Raw genomic sequence first — 20,609 nt, forward strand, 5'->3', positions numbered from 1 at the left:
GGAAACCTTCTTCTCAGCCATCGCTCTCGCCGCAACCGTTTTGTTCTGGCTATGAAAAAGAACGAGTCTGGAGCCTAAGAGACAACCGAAGGGCACGAAGGCAAAGAGCACTTAGCGCCCAGCAGAAGGCGGTTAGGTGGCATCGGGCATGGACGTAGGGGCGAGGGTCGAGACGGGCGGCGCTCGCCTAGCTGGCTGCGGCTGTCGCGGTGATCGGGGGCCTTCGTAGATTTTTGCTGAGATATTTCCGTGTGTGGGACCGGGTTTCCACGTCAGCAGCAGGGGGTTCCAAAAGGTGCCGTTATGCATATGCGACTCGGTCGCAACTGACTGTTGCAGCGTTGTTGCAGAGCCTGCCCAACCGCTTGATGTGCCACGGCAATTCCCCGGTGGATTTGATCGCCAATCAATTGGTCAGACGCAAAGTATGTCAGCATTGTTGACGTATCTCGGATAGACCGCCGCGAGTGACAGTCGCAGGATCGCGCTGGGCACCGTGCCATGCGGCACCAGTAAGCGACATCTTCCCTATTATAGTACTACATAAGAGAAGATGTCATTTACTCCGCTGACACCGCTTCCCACCACACCGCGCCCAAGTCGGCCATGCACTGATCCACATCCGCGCCAGCCGCTACCGCGCACAGATACGGCTTCGGCTGTGCTGCCTTATCCTTCATGCGGTACTTGTGCGTTGCCGTGACCCGCTTGGCAATCTCCCGCGTGTTGCGCCCGCCAGCCCCGAACACCCGATCCACCTCGGATGCGCTGAGCAAAGTCACATCGCCCGTGCGGCGCATGACCTGCTCGGCTGACACGCACTCATCCACCTCAATGTCGAGGCGCATCGAGTGCATGACAAACACCCGCCCCATCTTGTCCCGGCGCACGGAACGCATCCGCCCAACCGCCTGCATCAGGCTATCGACCGCGACATTCTTCAACACGGCATCGACGCGCGGATCGTCATGGCGCAACCGATACCCGGCGACACCGCCCCCAAGCTCCCAGTTCTCAGTGCGATACCATCCCATCGTCTTCACGGCGTCTTCATCCGCGTGATGCCGCCGCGCAATCGCCTCTAGGTGATATGGCTGCGGTGCATTCCGGCCAAGGATAACCAAGTTATCAACATCGACCCCATGCAGGCGTTTGCCGTCCGGGAAGTCCCAAACGTCCTTGCCCTCGACAGCGCCGTGGTGCGCGAAGGCGACGCGGTCGAACCGATGCTCTTTTTCGATTGCCTCGCGGTGGTCCTTCTTGGTCACGACAACAGTGTATCCCGGCTGCGCCCGAAGCCAATCGGCCAGCCGTTGCCGCGCCTTCTTCACGCGGGTTTCTTCCGCTTTGAACTGCGGATCGGTTTTCGGAAGGTCGTTGATCAATTGGGACCGCTTGCCGACAGCATCCGTGACCTGCACCACCCGCGTATTCAGCTTAGGTGCTTCGACCTCAAACACCTCAAGCTCCGGCCAGTGCGCCCGCAAGGCAACCTCGTTCGGCGTGGCATCGAACAGCAGAACGGTATCCACCTTTTCAAGAAGGCGCGGTTTGCGCCTCCACGCCACATCCACCCACCAGCGCGTTGACTCCTCGCCGTTGTCCTCTTTCTTGGTTTCCGAGAAGACATGAAGATGGTTCTCGCCGCCCTCCATCCGCGCGAGCATCGCCCGCCAGATCGACACGCAGCCAGCCCGGTATGATCCGGGTTCACAGTTCGCGATGATCTGCTCGTCCGTCATGTCCGGCTCAACATGCGGCGTGGGCTTTTCCTCAAGCTCAAGTTCGAGGGCTTCTTGCACCTCATCAAAGGTCAGCGTCTGGGTATCCTCCAACAAGTCGCAATGGGCCTTGCGGGACAATTCGCCAAGGCGACCGGGACGCGGGGCAAGCAGGTCTTCCAGCGGCACAACCTTGTTTCCGGCCAAGTGCTCGACACAGCCCTCGTCAATGATCACAACATCCGCATCGGAGGCAATCCGCGACAGGTGCGAGATCATAGCGACCGGCGCGACCCAGTTATAGCGCCAGAAGTTCATGACCTGATCCGCATAGGCGCAGGTGGCGAAGCGCGGGCAGCGTTTCACATCGCCGTCTTCGTCGGGTGTCGGGAAACCGCAGATGTGCTTGTGAACCGACACGCCCGCGCGGAAGGCGGCGTTGACGGCATCCAGCCGTGAACACATCCCCTCGGCTGACCGGCCACGCCATGACTCCCACGGGCGTTCCAGCCAGCGATCTTCGATCTCTTCAAACTGCCCAACCTGATCGAAGGCATCATAGAGACGCTTCTCCCGCGCATCGTTCAAGCGGTTGACGATCTCGGTGCACCGCTCGTGGTTCGGTGCGAGGATCAGAGCCTTCACATCGCGGGATGTGACAAGTTCGACAATCTCATGGGTTTTGCCGACGCCCAGCGTGACCTTGTTCAGAAACACGCCTTCCCGGTCGATCTGATCCCGCACAGCGCGGCGCAGCGCCTCAGAGGCTGCGGTTAGCGTGGTTTCCGGCTCACGATAGGCAGGCATACCAAACACCAGCGTCTCGCCCGCCCGCATGTCGCGATACATGCGCCGCGCCTCTCCCAAGGCCGGGTCGGTCATGCCATCGGGGCGCTTGATGACTTTGCGCATCCGCTTCCACGTCGCGTTCGGCACGTCCAGCCGGGTGAACTCGTCATGGAGCGCGGCAATCGCATCGTCCTCGGACATGCCCGCCCGCTTGCATGACAAGATGAAGTTCCAGCACTCGCCCGACACGCCGCCTTCTCCCACGTCGAGAGGGCCGGTGTTCATCTTGTAAAGGCCATGTTTGCCACGGCTGAATTGCTTCCTGAGTTCGACAAGGCCTTCGGTCGATTGGACGTCGCCGGACATGTCAACCACTAAGCCATCGCCTTTGAACTCAAAGACACGGGTGGGGAATGGATCGGCTTCAATGTCGGGCGGTGCAGCGAACAGCACCCGGCCAGCTTGGAAAATGCCGGTGTCTAGCCATTCGACTGGCTGCTTCTTTTGGAAAGCGGCAATGTCTTTGGCAGTGCAGCGCGGCGAGACACCGAGCCAAACGTGAGCGCGAAAGTCGCCCGTGAACCCGGCACGCGAAGACAGCGCGACGACAATGTGAAACTGATCGGCAAAAGACCCGAACATCTGGGTCAGTTGCGCCCGGATCGTGAGTTCGGGATCAGCGCGAAGGGTCTCATCCGAGTGACCTTCGACGTAGGGCATTCCGTCCACATCAAGAACCATCAGGTCGGTGGGCGGGAGACGGAAATCGGTGCGGCGAAGCCGGGTGACATAGTGCCCATCAGGTGCGCCGCCGAGGACAAAGCATTCGTGCGGCTCTATGCCGTCATAGAGTGCGGCAACGGTGTCGATTGTGACTTCGCGGGTCGTTCCATACCAATGCGTCGGCCAATCAATTGGCGACACTTCACTGCCGTCAGGCAATTTCTTTTTGATCTCCGCGCCATCGGGTCGGAGGTTTTTTCGAATACTGGGGCGACTTGCTCCATATACGCGAGAAATCCGCATCTGCTTTTATCCTCAATGCAGACGCTATTACCTCGTTTTCCGGTCGGATTCCACCAAAGCGTGTCTTATAAGCGAGTTGTAGATGCGATGGGTTCGCTTGCTTGTGATGGAAACGACTGAGGGACGAGGTATAGCGGCTTCGTCCCTCTTTTTCAGTTCACGCGGTGAGAACGCGCCCATGCGAGAACGTCCTCCCGATCATACAGGATTGTCCGGCTGGAAATGTGCAGGAACGGCGGGCCGCTGTCCTGACCGGCGTTGCGCTCTTTCCGCCAGAGGTAGAGCACTTCCTCGGAACGGTTCAGATACTCGGCGCACTGGGCAGGCGTCATGAGGTCCGGCAAGGTCTGCTTAACCTGCAAGGCCCGCAGTTCGTCGCGCAGCGCACGGATTTCTTGTGTGAGGTCTTCCATCATCGGCTCCCATCTCACATTCAGATAAGACACGGGCCCGTTGATGGCGCTGGCGGGTGCCCTCATGCGATCCGGCACCAGCCCCTGATGGAACGCAATAAGGTCATGCCGGGAGGTTCCGCCGCACAGCGACACCGGCACGCCCCGACGTTATCGCCTGCCGCCCATCTGGACAACATTGGAAGCAGGTACTGCCCCGCATTCCACCTCAATTTGCTTCGCGATGGCGTTCGCGTCGGCATGGCTCATGGAGCCTTGATCGTAAATGTCCTGAACGCCCTTCTCCACATCACCCCGTAACTGGTCGATGATGTAGGATGGCAGGCGCAGGCGGCGGGCAGCGGTCGTGAACAGGCGGCGAGCATCGTGCGGGGTCATGCGAACACCGTCGCCTTTCAACTGCTGCGGATGGTAGATGTGCTTGGCCGTGTCATACTGCGGGAAGACCCATTCGCTATGCTGGGGCAGCGCCCGCAGAGCTTCGACAACGCGGTCAGCAATGGGAAATGCCCCCTCCGTCCCGTTCTTCAATTCTGCGACGCGGAGACGGGCGCTGTCGAGGTCAATATCCTCCCAGCGGAGTTCGATCACGTTCTTGGCGCGGAGGCCGGTGAACAGCATCACCTCCCAAGCCGTGCCGATGATCAGGTTTTTCTGCTTCTTGGCGTCGATCAGATCGAGGGCGGGCCATGCGTCGTCCACATCGAACTTCACCTTGTTGTTCCGCGCCCGGTATTTCACCTTCTTGAGCGCGTCGGCCACGTTCGGGATGCGACGGACAACCGACGCCCGTTTAAACGCGGTCCCGATGATCTGGCGCAGGTGCTGCTGCGTCGAGGTCGGCTTGCCGTTGGCGTCCACATATGGCGCAAGGGCGCGTTCGAGGTCCGGCAGGGTCAACTCGTCGATGGGCCGGTCAAAGAGCTTCGAAAGGTGGCGGTCGATCTGCTCGCGATAGTAGGTCTTCGTCAACTCCGATGCGTCCGACTGTTCGATATGGGAGTCCATCGCATCGCGCAGCGTGTGAATGCCCGTCGAGCGGTCGTCTGTGCGGGTGGTGATCGCCGCCATCTTTTCCTTCGCCACATCGCGGGCGGCATAGACCGTCGGCAGGTCCGGCCACGCGCCCAGCGTGACAGAGCGCACCTTGCCGTCGATGCGCTTGGACAGCACCCACGTCTTTTTCGTGGCCCCAACGGCAAGGCGGATGCCGCGAGCGTCAGGGTCGGGTTTCACCGATGGGTCGGAATACATGATGGTGTTGCCCGGTGCGTGCTTGATCTTGGCAATGGCCGGGCGGGTGGTCAGATTGTGGTTAGGCATCTCTGCAACATCCTCTGCAACATTCAGTGACGCCATGTTCGGTTCTCTACCGGCGGTTGCACAACTTGTTTTTCGTTGCAGAACAGTGCTTTACCTTATTTTGCTGATCAAGTACGGCGAACCACCCTTGGCGAGTCGTTCCCTGTTAATCAATTGGTCGTAGGTTCGATCCCTACCGCCGGAGCCAAAATCCTCGCATAGCGTTGATACATGGTGAAAAAGCGATCCTTTCGGGGTCTCTTTTCGCGTTTTGGTCAGGGTCAAAGAAAAAGGGGGCCGAAGCCCCCTGTAAAGTCTCGCGTACCAGGCTCAATCGTTGACCGCCCGGTGTTTTCTGCCTGCGGCCTGGACGCGTCGGGGGCGAGCGCACCCGCCCCGTGTTCGAGTGAGGGGGCTGGTCACCCCGCCCCACCCGGGACCCGGCAGCCCCAGCAGCTGGGGCCGTCGGCTGGAACGCCGGGCGCGGATGGGCCGCGCCGCCGGTTCCGGATCTCGTCGGGGCCGGATTTCCGAGGGAAGCCCCCGGCCCCTACGCGCCCCGGCGGGGGCGCGATTTGTCGCCCCGTGGTTACGAGCAGCCGCTCGTCGCGCCACAGGTGTTGCACTTCATGCAGGTGCCGTTGCGCACCAGCGTGTAGTTGCCGCATTCGCCGCAGGCCTCGCCCTCGTATCCCTGCATGCGGGCCTTGGTGCGGGCATCCATGCCGGTGGCGGCGACGGTGGCCTGTCCGGTTTCGGGCACCAGCGTCTGCAGCGCCGCGACCGGGTCGCCGGCGCTGTCCAGCGCCACCGCGCCCACACTGGCGCCGCCGTTCAGCACCACCAGTTCCTGCGGCAGACGCTTGCGCAGATAACCTGTCGAGCTGATCTGTTTCAGCACCTCCAGCGATTTCGACGCGGCGCTGTCGCTGACGGTGGTGACGTTCGACACGCCCTCGTCCTCGCCCTTGCCGATATCGTCGAATGTCGCGCCTTCGGGCTTCACATGGGCCAGGTCGGTGCGGTCGAGATAGCTGACCGCAAGTTCCCGGAACACATAGTCCAGGATCGAGGTCGCGTTCTTGATCGAGTCGTTGCCCTGTACCATGCCGGCCGGTTCGAACTTGGTGAAGGTGAAGGCGTCGACGAATTCCTCCAGCGGCACCCCGTATTGCAGGCCGACCGAGACCGCGATGGCAAAGTTGTTCATCATCGCCCGGAACCCGGCGCCTTCCTTGTGCATGTCGATGAAGATCTCGCCCAGCGAACCGTCCTGATACTCGCCGGTGCGCAGATAGACCTTGTGACCGCCCACGATCGCCTTCTGGGTATAGCCCTTGCGGCGATGGGGCAGCTTCTCGCGATGGCTGCGGATCACCTCCTTGACCACGACCTTTTCGATCACCTTCTCGGCCAGCACGGCGGCCTTTTCGGCCGGGGTGCCGGTTTCCAGCACCGCGGCGGCCTCGTCGTCATCCTCGATCAGGGCGGCAGCCAGCGGTTGGCTCAGCTTGGAGCCATCCCGATAGAGCGCGTTGGCCTTCACCCCCAGCGACCAGCTGAGTTCATAGGCCTTCTGGCAATCCTCGATGGTGGCGTTGTTGGGCATGTTGATCGTCTTGCTGATCGCCCCCGAGATAAAGCTCTGCGCCGCCGCCATCATGGTGATGTGGCTGTCGACCGACAGGAAACGCTTGCCCTTCTTGCCGCAGGGATTGGCACAGTCGAAGATCGCGTAATGCTCCTCGGACAGATGCGGCGCCCCTTCCAGCGTCATCGTTCCGCAGACATGGTCGTTGGCCGCGTCGATATCCTTCTTGGTAAAGCCCAGATGCCGCAGCAGGTCAAAGGTGGGGTCGTTCAGCTTGGCCGCCGGGATACCCAGAACGCCGGTGCAGAAATCCTCGCCCAGGGTCCACTGATTGAAGACAAAACGGATGTCAAAGGCGCTTTCCAGCGCGGCGTCGATCTTGCGCAGCTCGTTGGGGCCAAAGCCGTGGCCCGTCAGCGAGGTGTGGTTGATCCCCGGCGCATTGCCGATCGTGCCATGACCCACAGCATAAGACACGATCTCTTCGATCTGGGCGCTGGAATAACCCAGGTTCTCCAGCGCGGCAGGCACCGAGCGGTTGATGATCTTGAAGTAACCACCGCCCGCCAGCTTCTTGAACTTGACCAGCGCAAAATCGGGTTCGATCCCGGTGGTGTCGCAATCCATCACCAGACCGATGGTACCGGTGGGCGCGATCACGCTGGTCTGCGCGTTGCGATAGCCGTTCTTCTCGCCCAGGCTCAGCGCCTCGTCCCACGAGGCCATGGCCAGTTCGACCAGACGCGGGTCGGGGCAGTTGGCGTGATCCAGCGGCACCGGCTTGACGCTCAGCTTTTCATAGCCATTGGCCTTGCCCTGAGCGGCGGTGCGGTGGTTGCGGATAACCCGCAGCATGTTGGCGGCGTTGCGCTCATACCCGGCAAAGGGCCCCAGCTCTCCGGCAATCTCGGCCGAGGTGGCATAGGCCACACCGGTCATGATCGCGGTCAGCGCACCGCAGAGCGCGCGGCCCTCGTCGCTGTCATAGCCATAGCCCATGTTCATCAGCAGGCCGCCAATATTGGCATAGCCCAGACCCAGCGTGCGGAAATCATAGCTGAGCTGCGCGATTTCCTTGGACGGGAACTGCGCCATGGTCACCGAGATTTCCAGCGTCAGCGTCCACAGGCGGGTGGCATGGATGTAATCCTCGGCCTGGAACTCGCCATCCTTGAGGAAGGTCAGCAGGTTCATCGACGCCAGGTTGCACGCGGTATCGTCGAGGAACATGTATTCCGAACAGGGGTTCGAGCCACGGATCGGGCCGTCCGCCGGGCAGGTATGCCACTCGTTCACCGTGTCATGGAACTGGATGCCCGGATCGGCGCAGGCCCAGGCCGCATGACCGACCTTTTCCCACAGATCGCGCGCCTTGACGGTCTTGCAGACCTTGCCGTCGACACGGTTGATCAGTTCCCAATCGGCATCCTTTTCCACCGCCTTGAGGAACGCATTGGTGACCCGGATCGAGTTGTTCGAGTTCTGGCCCGAAACCGAGTTATAGGCCTCGCTGTCCCAATCGGTGTCATAGGTGGGGAACTCGATGCTGGTATGGCCCTGCTTGGCGTAATCCAGCACACGCTTGACATAGGTTTCCGGGATCGCGACCTTTTTGGCCTCGCGGATCGCGGCCTTGAGCCCCTCGTTCACCGCCGGGTCATAGGCATCCACCTCGGCGCCGTCCCAGGCACGGATCGCGGCAAAGATGCCGTTCAGCATCTTTTCATGCATCTTCGAGCCGGCGACGATGCTGGCGACCTTCTGCTCTTCGAGCACCTTCCACTGGATGAACTGCTCGATATCGGGGTGATCGGCGTCGACGATCACCATCTTGGCTGCCCGACGGGTTGTCCCGCCCGATTTGATGGCGCCCGCGGCGCGGTCGCCGATCTTGAGAAAGCCCATAAGGCCCGAGGATTTGCCACCGCCCGACAGGCTCTCGCCCTCGGCGCGCAGATGGCTGAAATTGGTGCCGGTGCCCGAGCCGTATTTGAACAGGCGCGCCTCGCGCACCCACAGATCCATGATACCGCCCTCGTTCACCAGGTCGTCGCTGACCGACTGGATGAAACAGGCATGCGGCTGGGGATGTTCATAGGCGCTGTCCGACTTGGTCAGCTTGCCGGTCTTGTAGTCGACATAGTGGTGCCCCTGCGCCGGGCCGTCGATGCCATAGGCCCAGTGCAGGCCGGTGTTGAACCATTGCGGGCTGTTGGGCGCGGCGCGCTGGGTGGCCAGCATATAGCGCATCTCGTCGAAATAGGCGCGCGCATCCTCTTCGGTGGTAAAATAGCCACCTTTCCAGCCCCAATAGGCCCAGGCGCCCGCCAGCCGGTCGAACACCTGCTTGGACGAGATCTCACCGCCCATTTCGGCGTCGCTGTCGGGAACCGAACGCCACAGGAATTCCGGCACGCCCTTTTCGCGCACCTTCTTGAGACGGCTGGGCACGCCCGCCTTACGGAAGTATTTCTGTGCGATCACGTCGCTGGCGACCTGGCTCCAGCTGGTGGGAACCTCAATATCGTCGAGGCGGAACACGATGGTGCCATCCGGATTGCGAATCTCGGAGGTCGCGGATCGGAACTCCAGATCCGCATATGCATCCTGTCCCGCCGTCGTGAACTTTCTTTCGATCTTCATGTCCCCAGCCCCTGGTCGTTTTTTGGGTCTTGCCGCCCGCAGGCCCATCCCGCTGGCGCTCTCCGCATTGCCGTCAATCGGCCCGTTGCCGGAACCAGAACGAATTCGCCCGTCGCCGCGATGAGTGGCGCGGCGTTCTAAGAACATGGTGATCTGTGGTTTCTTCGTCCCGCCCGTTCCGCCGCTCTGGCTTTGCTACCAGATTTTGTGGCTGTGCAACCGGCCCATACAATCTGACGTATGCAGGCATAGAAGGTCAACGGCATTTTTGCACCCCGGCGGGATTCTTTTCTGTTGACCCGCGAGCCCGTCGGCTCCCCCCGTTCCGACGCCGCGATTCCTCCACAGGGCCATCCCCAGCCCTTGCTGCGACGCAGTCGGGCACAGCATGAAAATTTCCGTTTTTTCACGGCAGCTTTCATCCGGAACTGAAAGTCGACGTTGCTCCAATTTCTGCGTTGCAGCAAGACGAAAGCCCCCCTCGCGCGCGCTTTCGCGATCCGATATGGTGGGTCCGAAATACGCCGCGACTCGGAAAGTTCCGTAAGGTGAAACCCCTGTTTGGCCTGCTGGCCGCCCTGCTGACTGTGGCTTCGTGCACACAAGATATTGCGGTTAACTCTGCGTCAGCCCTGTTCCCGACCCGCCCCAAAGCCCTGATCGAGGGATTCGCCGCGGCCTGTTCCGAACCGAGCGAAACCCTGCGACGTCCCGATCCGGGAACCTGGCAATGCTGGGTCGACCTGCCCGCCGACCTGACCGCAGCGGCAATCGTGGACCATGACGGTACGCTCAAGGCGCTGCCGCAACTGGTGGTTCAGTTGCAGGTCGCCCAAACGACCGATGGCCGCTATCTGGCCACGCTCGAAGATTACCTGAATGTTCCGCAGGCCTCTGGCCCCGCGCGGCGGATCGCCTCGGATGGACCGGGCGCCCAAGAGGCGCGCATCGGCCTGTTGCGCGACATGGGTGGCCAGATCATCGGCGAGTAAGAGAAGAAAGTGGTCGGGGCGGCGAGATTCGAACTCACGACCCCCTGTACCCAAAACAGGTGCGCTACCAGACTGCGCCACGCCCCGGACCGTGCGCCTTCCTATCCGCCGCAATCCGATTTGAAAAGGCCTAACAGGGCCATACGGCGGGTCCGTCCGAAAAAACACGGTGCCGCAACTGGGTGCCCGGCGCGATGCCATACCGCGCGGCCAGCCCGCCATTGATTTCGAGCACCGCAAATACCGCATCTCCACCCGGTATCGGGGTCTCGTCATGTGGAATCGCATTGGGATGCACGCGGGTCACGGTACCACTTCGATCAACAAAGATCAGGTCGAGCGGGATCAGCGTGTTCTTCATCCAGAATGCCACGCGCTGGGGGTGTTCGAATACAAAGAGCATGCCTGCCCCGCGCGGCAGGCTTTCGCGGAACATCAGCCCCTGCGACCGCTCTTGCGGGGTTTGCGCCAGTTCGATGGAGAAACGCAATTCGCTGCCGCCGCCACGCAGCCGCAATTCGTCGTCCCGGCAGGTCTCGGCCCAGAGCGCGCTGGCGCCGATCAGCCAGACCATCAGGCAGAGCGCCGCGCGGATCACCGTCTGCCGCTCATGAATTCAGCGCGGCTTCCCACGCCAGCACCTCGGCCGCCATACGCCCGCGTTTACCGTCGATGACACGCATTGCCAGCGCCTCGCCCGGTTGCAGGTCCGACAGGCCCGACTGGCGCAGCACCTCGATATGCAGGAAAACGTCCTCGTTGCGGCCAAATACATTGGCAAAGCCGAACCCCTTGCCCTTGTCGAACCACTTGACCCGGGCCGGTTCCAGCGGTGCGGCGCGGATCGCGTCGGGGTCCATCTCGGCGAAATCCGACAGCAAGACCGTTTCGGGTCGCTCAGGGGGAACGATGCCGACGACCTCGACTGCCTGCACACCGCGATCGGTGCGGTGGGTCATGATCTCGATGGCGGCGCCGTCGGCAACCGAGCTCTGACCGAAATTCCTGAGCACATTGACATGCAACAGGATGTCCGGCCCGCCCTCGTCGGCGACCACGAAACCATATCCCTTGGCCGGGTCAAACCATTTTACCCGGCCCCGGACCTTGTATGCACTGCTCAATTCTTCGGCCACTTGCTATCCATCGTGGTTTGACGTGAAGTTCAGGCTCTTGATGTGCCGGATTTTAGCTCCGAATTTCAAGTGAAAAAAAGCCCATATTTCACGTACTTGCATTTCACGTTACGCGAATGTCAGGGGTTGAGACGCTGGATATCCCAGCTTTCCCCTGGGTCCGCCCGACGCCAGACAAAGCGGTCGTGCAGTCGGAATGCGCCATCCGCCCAGAATTCGATCTCGACAGGTGTCAGGCGAAACCCGCCCCAGAACGGCGGGCGCGGCGGGTTCGGTCCCTTGGCCGCGGTGATCTTGGCAACCTCGGCCATCAGCGCGGCGCGGCTCGACAGCGGCCTCGACTGGCGTGAGGCCCAGGCGCCCAGCCTGCTCTTGAGCGAGCGCGAGGCATAATAGGCATCGGCCTGCGGCCCCGCTTCGCGGGTGATCGTGCCGCGCACCCGGATCTGGCGGCGCAGCGATTTCCAATGCATCACAAAGGCGGCCTTACCAGCCTGCTCCAGCTCGATCGCCTTGGCGCTTTCGTAATTGGTGTAGAAAACGAAGGCCGCCGGTTCGATCTCTTTCAGCAGCACCATCCGCACATTCGGCAGGCCCGAAGCGTCAACCGTCGCCAGCGCAATGGCGTTCGGATCGTTGGGTTCCGACTGTTCGGCCTCGGCCAACCACTCCCGTGCAATAGCAAACGGGTCATCACCGGCGAAGATGCCAGTCCTGTCACTCATGTCCATCCCCTTGAACAACTGCGACAGAGCCTAGGCCCTCTTCCCGACACGGGCAAGAGCGCGCGCCCTTGAAGGGACATGTTCTATAGCATAAACCACAAGCTCATGACGCGACGACAGGCGGAGAACCGAACATGTCAAATCAGTTGATGGCCGGAAAACGCGGCCTCATCATGGGACTGGCCAATGACAAATCCATCGCCTGGGGCATTGCCCGAGCGCTTGCGGATGCGGGCGCAGAGCTGGCCTTTTCCTATCAGGGCGATGCGCTGAAGAAGCGGGTCGACCCGCTGGCCGCGCAACTGGGCAGCGAGATCGTGCTGCCTTGTGACGTAGGCGACGAGGACTCGATCGACGCGCTGTTCGACGCGCTCGAACAGAAATGGGGCAAGCTCGACTTTGTCGTGCATGCCATCGGCTTTTCCGACAAGAACGAGCTGCGCGGTCGCTACGTCGACACCAGCCGGGCGAATTTCAAGCTGACCATGGATATCTCGGTCTTTTCCTTCACCGCGGTGATGAAGCGGGCCGAAAAGCTGATGACCGAAGGCGGCAGCGCCATCACCCTCACCTATTACGGCGCCGAACAGGTGATGCCACACTATAATGTGATGGGCGTGGCCAAGGCGGCGCTGGAGGCGTCGGTCAAATACATGGCCGAGGATCTGGGCAAGGACGGTATCCGCGTCAACTCCGTCAGCGCCGGGCCGATCAAGACGCTGGCCGCCAGCGGCATCGGCGATTTCCGCTATATCATGAAGTGGAACGAGTATAACTCGCCGCTGCGCCGCAATGTCACCATCGACGATGTGGGCAAGTCGGCGCTCTACCTGCTCTCGGATCTCAGCTCGGGTGTCACGGGCGAGAACCTGCATGTGGACAGCGGCTATCACATTGTCGGGATGAAGGCGGTCGACGCCCCCGACATCGACAAGGGATAACGGGGGGGTAAGTCGGCATGAGCACCAAGGATCCGCATCGCCTGCCCCATGAAAAGGGCTTTCACATCAGCTGGGACCAGATCCATCGCGACAGCCGGGCGCTGGCCTGGCGGCTGGATGGCCAGGGCCCCGACGAGGGCGCCTGGCGCGCGGTGGTGGCGATCACGCGCGGCGGCATGGCCCCGGCGATGATCGTCAGCCGCGAACTGGATATTCGCACCGTCGACACGATCAGCGTGAAATCCTATCACCATCAGGCCCAGGGACAGGCGCAGGTGCTGAAAGCGCCCGACGCCGGTCTGATGGGCGATGGCACTGGTATTCTGGTCATCGACGACCTGGTCGACAGCGGTAAGACGCTGGAACTGGTGCGCGAGATGTATCCCAACGCCCATTTCGCCACTGTCTATGCCAAACCCAAGGGCCGGCCGATGGTCGATACCTTCATCACCGAGGTCAGCCAGGACACCTGGATCTTCTTTCCATGGGACATGGCGCTGCAATATGTCGAACCCTATCGGGGCACCGACTGATCCAACTGCCAGCGCGCCCGAAAGGGCGCGCTTTCTGCACCAAGACCCCACCTCCTGAACAGAGTATCCAAGATGGCCCCGACCCGTACCGCCACCACATTCGCGCCGCCGGTGATGGAGGCGCGACGCTGGCTGGAGGGTGTCACCTTTTCGCCCGAGCGGCCGCTGATCAATGTCAGCCAGGCCGCGCCTGTCGAGCCGCCGCCGCAGGCGTTGCGTCAGGCAATGGCCGATTTCGCCCTGACCGAGGACAGCGCGCATCTCTATGGTCCGGTGCTGGGCAACGCCGATCTGCGCGCCGAGCTGGCCGCCCAGATCAGCCGCCACTATGGCGGCGCGGTCAGACCGGAACAGGTGGCGATTACCTCGGGCTGCAATCAGGCCTTTGCCGCCACCATCTCGGCCATTACCGGCGAAGGGGATGAGGTCATCCTGCCAACGCCATGGTATTTCAACCATAAAATGTGGCTCGACATGGAAGGGGTCACGGCCGTGCCGCTGGCCACCGGCCTTGATCTGCTGCCCGATGTCGAAGCGGCGCGCGCCCTGATCACGCCGCGCACCCGCGCCATCGCGCTGGTGACGCCGAACAATCCGGGCGGCGTGGAATACCCCGCCGAGCTGGTCGGCGCCTTTTACGATCTGGCCGCCGAACACGGGCTGCGCCTGCTGCTGGACGAGACCTATCGCGATTTCGACAGCCGCAGCGGTGCCCCGCATGACCTGTTCACCCGGCCCGACTGGGACCAGACACTGGTGCATCTCTATTCGTTTTCCAAGGCCTACCGGCTGACCGGACACCGGGTCGGCGCGCTGGCCAGCGACACCGGACTGCTGGCCGAGATCGAGAAGTTCCTCGACACCGTCGCCATCTGCCCGGGCCAGATCGGCCAGCATGCCGCACTGTGGGGCATGCGCAATCTGGGCCAGTGGGTGGCAGGTGAACGGGACGAGATCCTGGACCGCCGCGCCGCCATTGCCGAGGGCATGCCCGCGCTCGCGGCCGAGGGCTGGAAACTGCTGGGGCTGGGCGCCTATTTCGCCTATCTTGAACATCCCTTCGATATCCCCTCGGACGAGTTGGCCCGACGGCTGGTGCGGGATGCCGGGGTGCTGGTGCTGCCCGGCACCATGTTCATGCCCGAGGGCGACCCCGCCGGCGCCCGCCAGCTGCGCGTGGCCTTTGCCAATCTCGACCGCGCCGGGATCGGCCAGCTGTTCGACAGGCTCAAAGGGCTCCGCTTCTGACCTTGCCCAGCCCGGGCGCCCGGCGTAGACAGGGCGACAAACGAACGGGCAAGGCGAAATCGCCGCAATCCAGCCGAAACAAGGGGGCGACATGTCCGCAGGTGTCAAAAGCTTATCGAAGACCTTTGTCTGGATCCTGATGGGTCTGCTGATAGCGGGGCTTGCCGGTTTCGGCGCCGTCAACCTCAGCGGCACGGTGCGCACCGTGGCGCAGGTGGGCGAGCAGACGGTCAGCGTCGACGCCTACGCCCGCGAGCTGCAACGCGAGATCCGCGCCATCGAGGCGCAGACCGGTCAACCCCTGCAAATGAGCCAGGTGCGCGATCTGGGTATCGACCAGGCCGTGCTGGCGCGGTTGGTGGCGATTGCAGCGCTCGATAACGAGGTGGCCGGACTGGGTATCTCGATCGGTGACGAGAACCTGAGCCGCGAGATCGTGCAGATCCCCGCCTTTCAGGGCGTCGACGGCAAGTTCGACCCCGAGGGCTATCGCTATGCGCTGGACAATGCCGGGCTGAGCGAGGCCGAGTTCGAGGCCGATCTGCGCCGCGAATCGGCGCGTACCCTGGTGCAGGGCGCGATCATGGAAGGGCTGGTCATGCCCGATACCTATGCCGACACGCTGGCGCAGTTCGTGGGCGCCCGTCGCAGCTTTACCATGGCCACCGTCGATACCAGGTCACTGGACGCCCCGGTTGCCACCCCCGATGTGGCCGAGGTCGAGGCCTATTACGCCGAAAATCAGGACCAGTTCATGCTGCCGCGCAGCAAGCGGCTGACCTATGCGCTGCTGACACCCGAAATGCTGCTCGACCGGGTCGAGCTGGACGAGGGCGCGGTGCGCCGTCTCTTCGAGGAACGCGAAAGCAACTACCAGCAGCCCGAGCGTCGCCTGGTCGAACGTCTGGTCTTTGCCGATCAGGCCAGCGCCGAAAGCGCCATGGCCCAGGTCGAGGTCGGCGGCGCCACCTTCGAACAGCTGGTCGAGGGGCGCGGTCTCTCGCTGACCGACGTCGACATGGGAGACCTGACCGCACAGGATCTGGGTGCCGCCGCCGAGGCGGTGTTCGCCGCCGAGGTCGGTGATGTGGTCGGCCCCCTGCCCTCGGATCTGGGCCCCGCGCTGTTCCGCGTGAACGGCACGCTCGATGCCCGCATCACCGCCTTTGAAAGCGTCGAGGCCGAACTGCGCGACGAGCTTGCCGGCGAACGCGCCCGCCGCCTGATCGAGGCACAGGCCGAATCCCTCAACGACATGCTGGCCGGTGGCGCCACGCTGGAAGAGCTGGCGCAGGATACCGACATGGAACTGGGTCAGATCGACTGGACCGAGGACAGCTCGGACGGGGTCGCCGCCTATGCCGGGTTCCGCGAGGCCGCGACCGAGGTGGCCGAGGGCGATTTCCCCGAAATCGGCTTTCTCGAAGACGGCGCCGTCTTTGCCCTGCGCCTGGACGAAGAGCTGGAGCCACGCCCCGAACCGCTCGACAGCGCCCGCGAGCGCGTGGTCGCCGCCTGGACCGCCGACGCCACCCGCCGCGCGCTTCAGGACAAGGCCGCCAGCGTGGTGACAAGCCTCGCCACCGATGGCGATTTCACCGCCACCGGCCTGTCGCATCGGGTGGAAAACGGGTTGACCCGCACCGCCTTCATCGACGGCACGCCGTTTGACTTCATGGAGCAGGTCTTTGCCATGAGGCCCGGCGACCTCAAGGTGATCGCGGGCGACGAGGCCGCGTTCATCGTGCGGCTGGAAGAGGAACTGCCGCCCGCCGATACCGACGAGCTGACCCAGATGAAACGGGCGCTGAATGCACAGATGAGCCAGGCCTTGGCACAGAACCTGTTCGACATCTATGTCCGCGACGCCCAGACACGGGCACAGCCGACCCTGGACCAGCGCGCGCTGAACGCGGTGCAGGCCAGCTTTCAATAAGGGGTCCCCATGGCGCTGACACCCGATTTCGAAACCTTCGCCCGCGCCTATGAGGCGGGCGAGAACCAGGTCGTTCATACCCGCCTGGCCGCCGATCTCGACACGCCGGTGTCGCTGATGCTCAAGCTGACAGGCGCGCAGAAAGACGCCTTCATGCTCGAATCGGTGACCGGGGGCGAGGTGCGCGGGCGCTATTCGATCATCGGGATGAAGCCGGACCTGATCTGGCGCTGTCATGGCGAACAATCTGCGCTGAACCGGCAGGCGCGGTTCGATCCCGATGGGTTCCAGCCGCAAGAGGGCAATCCGCTCGACAACCTGCGCGCGCTTCTGGCCGAAAGCCGCATCGCGCTGCCCGAGGATCTGCCGCAGGCCTCGGCCGGGCTGTTCGGCTATCTCGGCTATGACATGGTGCGGCTGGTCGAACATCTGCCCGATGTGAACCCCGATCCGCTGGGCCTGCCCGATGCTGTGATGATGCGCCCCTCGGTCGTGGCGGTGCTCGACGGGGTCAAGGGCGAGGTCACCGTTGTCTCGCCCGCCTGGGTCAGCGACGGCCAATCGGCGCGCGCCGCCTATGCCCAGGCGGCTGAGCGGGTGATGGATGCGGTGCGCGATCTGGAACGCGCCATGCCCGCCGAGACCCGCGATCTGGGCGAGGCACATGAGGTCGCGCCGCCGGTGTCGAACTTCACCCGCGAGGGCTATAAGGCGGCGGTCGAAAAGGCCAAGGATTACATCCGTGCGGGCGACATCTTTCAGGTGGTCCCGGCACAGCGCTGGACGCAGGAATTTCCGCTGCCGCCCTTTGCGCTCTACCGCTCGCTGCGGCGCACCAACCCCTCGCCCTTCATGTTCTATTTCAACTTCGGCGGCTTTCAGGTGGTCGGTGCCAGCCCGGAAATCCTGGTGCGCGTCTTTGGGCAAGAGGTGACGATCCGCCCCATCGCGGGCACCCGCCCACGCGGCGCCACCCCGGAAGAGGACCGCGCCAACGAGGCCGATCTGCTCGCCGACAAGAAGGAACTTGCCGAACATCTGATGCTGCTCGATCTGGGCCGCAACGATGCGGGCCGGGTCAGCAAGATCGGCACCGTGCGCCCGACCGAGAAATTCATCATCGAGCGCTATTCTCACGTGATGCATATCGTTTCGAACGTGGTCGGAGAGCTGGCCCCGGACAAGGACGCGCTGGATGCCTTCTTTGCCGGCATGCCCGCCGGTACGGTCAGCGGCGCCCCCAAGGTGCGCGCGATGGAGATCATCGACGAGCTGGAGCCGGAAAAGCGCGGTATCTATGGCGGCGGTGTGGGGTATTTCAGCGCCGGGGGCGACATGGACATGTGCATCGCCCTGCGCACCGCCATCGTCAAGGACCGCAAGCTTTATATCCAGGCCGGCGGCGGCGTGGTCTATGACAGCGACCCCGAGGCCGAGTTCATGGAAACGGTGCATAAATCCAACGCCATCCGCCGCGCTGCGGCGGATGCGGCCCGGTTCACCGGATCGCGCAACAGCTGATGCACCTGCTCGATCCGCGCAGCCTGCCCCCGGTTCCCTGGAAGAACGGCGGCGGCGTGACGCGCGAGATCGCCGGAGAGCCCGGGCACTGGCGGCTCAGCCTGGCCGAGGTTACCGCCGAGGGTCCGTTCTCGGTGTTTCCCGGGCAGATGCGTATTCTGACCGTGGTCCACGGCAGCGGAATGGAACTGCACACCGACGGGCGCGTTTTGCGGGCCCAACTTGGCGCCCCCCTGCCTTTCTCGGGCGATCTCCCGATCACCGGAAGACTGCCCGACGGTCCCGTGCGCAACCTGAACCTGATCTTCGATCCCCGCCGGGTAAGCGGCTCGGTCAGCGTTCTTACCGGGACGCGTACCCTTGCCGCCACCCCCGAAGAAGTCGCGCTCTATCTCCTCAGCGGCACGGCAAGCTGTCAAACAACCGCCATAGCCGCAGGCCAGATCCTGCTCGCCCGAGAGACGCCCCTCAAGCTCGGCCCAGACGCCCTGGCGCTTGGCGTTGCGATTTCACGCCAAACCTGACCCTTCATTCCGCCGCAAATACTCCCGCCGGAGGCGCACAAGAAAAAGAGCGCGCCGCAGGCGCTCCTTTTGGCAACACCTACCGGCCTCAGCCCGGATCGCGTGTCAGCACTGCCGAGACCGGCGCCAGCGCCACCCGGCTGGCGCGGTCCTGCAACCCCCACAGCAACAGCGCCGAGATCGTGTCGGGCCGAAGCCGGCCCAGCATCACTACCGCGCCCTCCTGCCCGGCGCGGAACGCCGCCTGATCGAGGAACCGGCGCATGACCGTGGGGCTTTGTCCGGCCCCGTCGAAATCGCGGAACACCACCGCCGAGGGCACACCGTCGCGCGCGGCCAGTTTCTGCACCGTGTTCAGCCCGTTATCCTGGGTCAGCAGCCCGCGCCCACTGCCACCGACAATGGCGGTGACCTGATCGGACAGCGCCCGGTTGCCCTGGATGCCGGTGCCGGTGCCCTCGAGGATGCCCACCGTTTCGGGCAGCGCCTTCAGCCAGACCGCCATCGAGACCTCGGCATCCTGCGCGCTGGCGGCGGCGGGCAGATCGGCGATCAGCATCACCTCGACCCCGGCGGCGCGGTGGCGGGCCATTTTCTCGGCGGCCTGCGGGTCCGCCGGATCCAGCGCAAAGGTCAACGGATAGGGAAAATCGCGCAACGCCTCACTGCCCAGCCCCTCGGCATCGTCGATCAGGACAATCGACATCAGCGGCTTGTCCTCGGGGTTCTCGAATGTCGCCGCATAGGCCTCGATCGGGCGCGGGCCATCCTCGGTCGGGGCGTCGGTGCCATTGTCGCGCTCTGTCAGCGGCACCACAGGGGTGCCGACGCGTGGTGTCGCGCCCTCTTCGGCCCCACCGATCTGCGGCAGGGCGGCGATGCGCGGCTTCTCTTCTTCCTGCGGCACTGCGGGCGCCGCCGTTGCGGTATCCGGCGCTGGTGCACTGTCTGTCGTGGGCGCCTCGGTCACGCTTCCCCCTTCCTGGGACACCTGCGGATCGGTCGCGACGACGGGTTGCTCTGGTGCGGCCTCCGGCAGGCTGGGCGCGGTCACCTCGGCAGTCACGCTGGTCGAGGGCACGTTGGGTTGCGCGGGGGCTTCGGTATTCACCTCGGGTTCGCTGCGATCCTGCGGAGCGGCGGGGCTCGCCAGTTGCGGCTGGGTCACACCGGCACCCGTCCCCGGCACCTGCACGGCAGCGGTTTCGCTGCCCTCGGGCCGGTCGATGGCATCGGTCGCGCCGCCCACCTGCGGTTTGTCGGCGGGCTGGCGGTCGGCCTCGTCCAGGGCGCCAAGCGTTTCGGCGCCGGGCGCCGCCTCGGGCTGGCGCGGCGCCAGTTCCACCAGATCGGCGTCACGACCGGGGGCCGCGATTCCCCCGTCCTCGGCAGGTTCCGCCGCCGGTTCCGCCGCCGCGGGTGTTGCCGCCACCTCGGGACGCTGCGGCAAAGGTGTCGTCAGCGACAGCCAGGCCGCCGCCGCCAAGACCAACACCGCCCCGGCCAGTAGTCCTCCGATGAATCCGCCCATATCCTCACGCCTCTTGTTGGTCCTGCTTCGACTTTTT

At 63.5% G+C, this 20,609-nt stretch carries 15 protein-coding genes and 1 tRNA gene; 7 read left to right on the forward strand and 9 right to left on the reverse strand.

Features of this window, described 5'->3' with window-relative positions; genetic code table 11:
- Positions 1 to 560: 560 nt before the first annotated feature.
- From AC2FLM_RS11690 to AC2FLM_RS11705, 4 genes are all read right to left on the reverse strand, one after another.
- Complete coding sequence (locus tag AC2FLM_RS11690; protein WP_496858078.1) at positions 561 to 3,536, reverse strand: hypothetical protein; 2,976 nt, start codon at positions 3,534 to 3,536, stop codon at positions 561 to 563.
- A gap of 152 nt (positions 3,537 to 3,688) precedes the next feature.
- On the reverse strand, positions 3,689 to 3,949 hold the full coding sequence (locus AC2FLM_RS11695) for a helix-turn-helix transcriptional regulator (protein ID WP_496858080.1): 261 nt from the start codon (positions 3,947 to 3,949) through the stop codon (positions 3,689 to 3,691).
- Between the two features lie 150 nt (positions 3,950 to 4,099).
- Entirely contained in the window at positions 4,100 to 5,308 is a 1,209-nt protein-coding gene (locus tag AC2FLM_RS11700) for a tyrosine-type recombinase/integrase (RefSeq protein ID WP_496858082.1), read from the reverse strand.
- Positions 5,309 to 5,840: 532 nt separating this feature from the next.
- The gene (locus AC2FLM_RS11705; protein ID WP_496858084.1) at positions 5,841 to 9,485 is read right to left on the reverse strand and encodes a vitamin B12-dependent ribonucleotide reductase; all 3,645 of its coding nucleotides are present in this window, start codon (positions 9,483 to 9,485) and stop codon (positions 5,841 to 5,843) included.
- A gap of 548 nt (positions 9,486 to 10,033) precedes the next feature.
- Here AC2FLM_RS11705 and AC2FLM_RS11710 point away from each other — a divergent pair.
- Complete coding sequence (locus AC2FLM_RS11710; RefSeq protein WP_234217957.1) at positions 10,034 to 10,477, forward strand: hypothetical protein; 444 nt, start codon at positions 10,034 to 10,036, stop codon at positions 10,475 to 10,477.
- A 10-nt stretch (positions 10,478 to 10,487) separates the two neighbouring features.
- Here AC2FLM_RS11710 and AC2FLM_RS11715 read toward each other — a convergent pair.
- The 4 genes from AC2FLM_RS11715 to pdxH form a co-directional block, all read right to left on the reverse strand.
- A tRNA-Pro gene (locus tag AC2FLM_RS11715) sits at positions 10,488 to 10,564 on the reverse strand.
- Between the two features lie 43 nt (positions 10,565 to 10,607).
- Positions 10,608 to 11,075, reverse strand: a complete 468-nt coding sequence (locus AC2FLM_RS11720; RefSeq protein WP_234217956.1) for a DUF192 domain-containing protein — start codon at positions 11,073 to 11,075, stop codon at positions 10,608 to 10,610.
- A 10-nt stretch (positions 11,076 to 11,085) separates the two neighbouring features.
- Positions 11,086 to 11,613, reverse strand: coding sequence for a cold-shock protein (locus AC2FLM_RS11725; RefSeq protein ID WP_234217955.1), 528 nt, complete (start codon positions 11,611 to 11,613; stop codon positions 11,086 to 11,088).
- A gap of 119 nt (positions 11,614 to 11,732) precedes the next feature.
- Positions 11,733 to 12,338 (reverse strand): pyridoxamine 5'-phosphate oxidase, encoded by a 606-nt coding sequence (gene pdxH, locus AC2FLM_RS11730; protein WP_496858087.1) that lies wholly within the window; start codon positions 12,336 to 12,338, stop codon positions 11,733 to 11,735.
- Between the two features lie 134 nt (positions 12,339 to 12,472).
- On the opposite strand from pdxH, the gene fabI reads away from it, so the two are divergent.
- The 6 genes from fabI to AC2FLM_RS11760 all read left to right on the forward strand — a co-directional run bounded on the left by fabI (position 12,473) and on the right by AC2FLM_RS11760 (position 19,041).
- Positions 12,473 to 13,279 (forward strand): enoyl-ACP reductase FabI, encoded by an 807-nt coding sequence (fabI, locus tag AC2FLM_RS11735; protein WP_234145196.1) that lies wholly within the window; start codon positions 12,473 to 12,475, stop codon positions 13,277 to 13,279.
- 17 nt (positions 13,280 to 13,296) lie between these two features.
- Entirely contained in the window at positions 13,297 to 13,812 is a 516-nt protein-coding gene (gene gpt / locus AC2FLM_RS11740) for a xanthine phosphoribosyltransferase (protein ID WP_011047866.1), read from the forward strand.
- A 72-nt stretch (positions 13,813 to 13,884) separates the two neighbouring features.
- Entirely contained in the window at positions 13,885 to 15,060 is a 1,176-nt protein-coding gene (locus AC2FLM_RS11745) for an aminotransferase (RefSeq protein ID WP_496858089.1), read from the forward strand.
- 91 nt (positions 15,061 to 15,151) lie between these two features.
- On the forward strand, positions 15,152 to 16,996 hold the full coding sequence (locus AC2FLM_RS11750; protein WP_496858091.1) for a peptidylprolyl isomerase: 1,845 nt from the start codon (positions 15,152 to 15,154) through the stop codon (positions 16,994 to 16,996).
- Between the two features lie 9 nt (positions 16,997 to 17,005).
- Positions 17,006 to 18,517 carry an anthranilate synthase component I gene (gene trpE / locus AC2FLM_RS11755; protein ID WP_234136809.1) on the forward strand — a complete coding sequence of 504 codons (1,512 nt, stop codon included), beginning with the start codon at positions 17,006 to 17,008 and terminating at the stop codon, positions 18,515 to 18,517.
- The gene (locus tag AC2FLM_RS11760) at positions 18,517 to 19,041 is read left to right on the forward strand and encodes a HutD/Ves family protein (RefSeq protein ID WP_496858093.1); all 525 of its coding nucleotides are present in this window, start codon (positions 18,517 to 18,519) and stop codon (positions 19,039 to 19,041) included. The genes trpE and AC2FLM_RS11760 overlap by 1 nt, the downstream gene beginning before the upstream one ends.
- Before the next feature lie 88 nt (positions 19,042 to 19,129).
- Here AC2FLM_RS11760 and AC2FLM_RS11765 read toward each other — a convergent pair whose 3' ends face one another.
- Positions 19,130 to 20,572 carry a divergent polysaccharide deacetylase family protein gene (locus AC2FLM_RS11765; protein WP_496858095.1) on the reverse strand — a complete coding sequence of 481 codons (1,443 nt, stop codon included), beginning with the start codon at positions 20,570 to 20,572 and terminating at the stop codon, positions 19,130 to 19,132.
- Positions 20,573 to 20,609: the final 37 nt, after the last annotated feature.

The sequence above is a fragment of the Ruegeria sp. SAZD011 genome, from assembly GCF_059612545.1.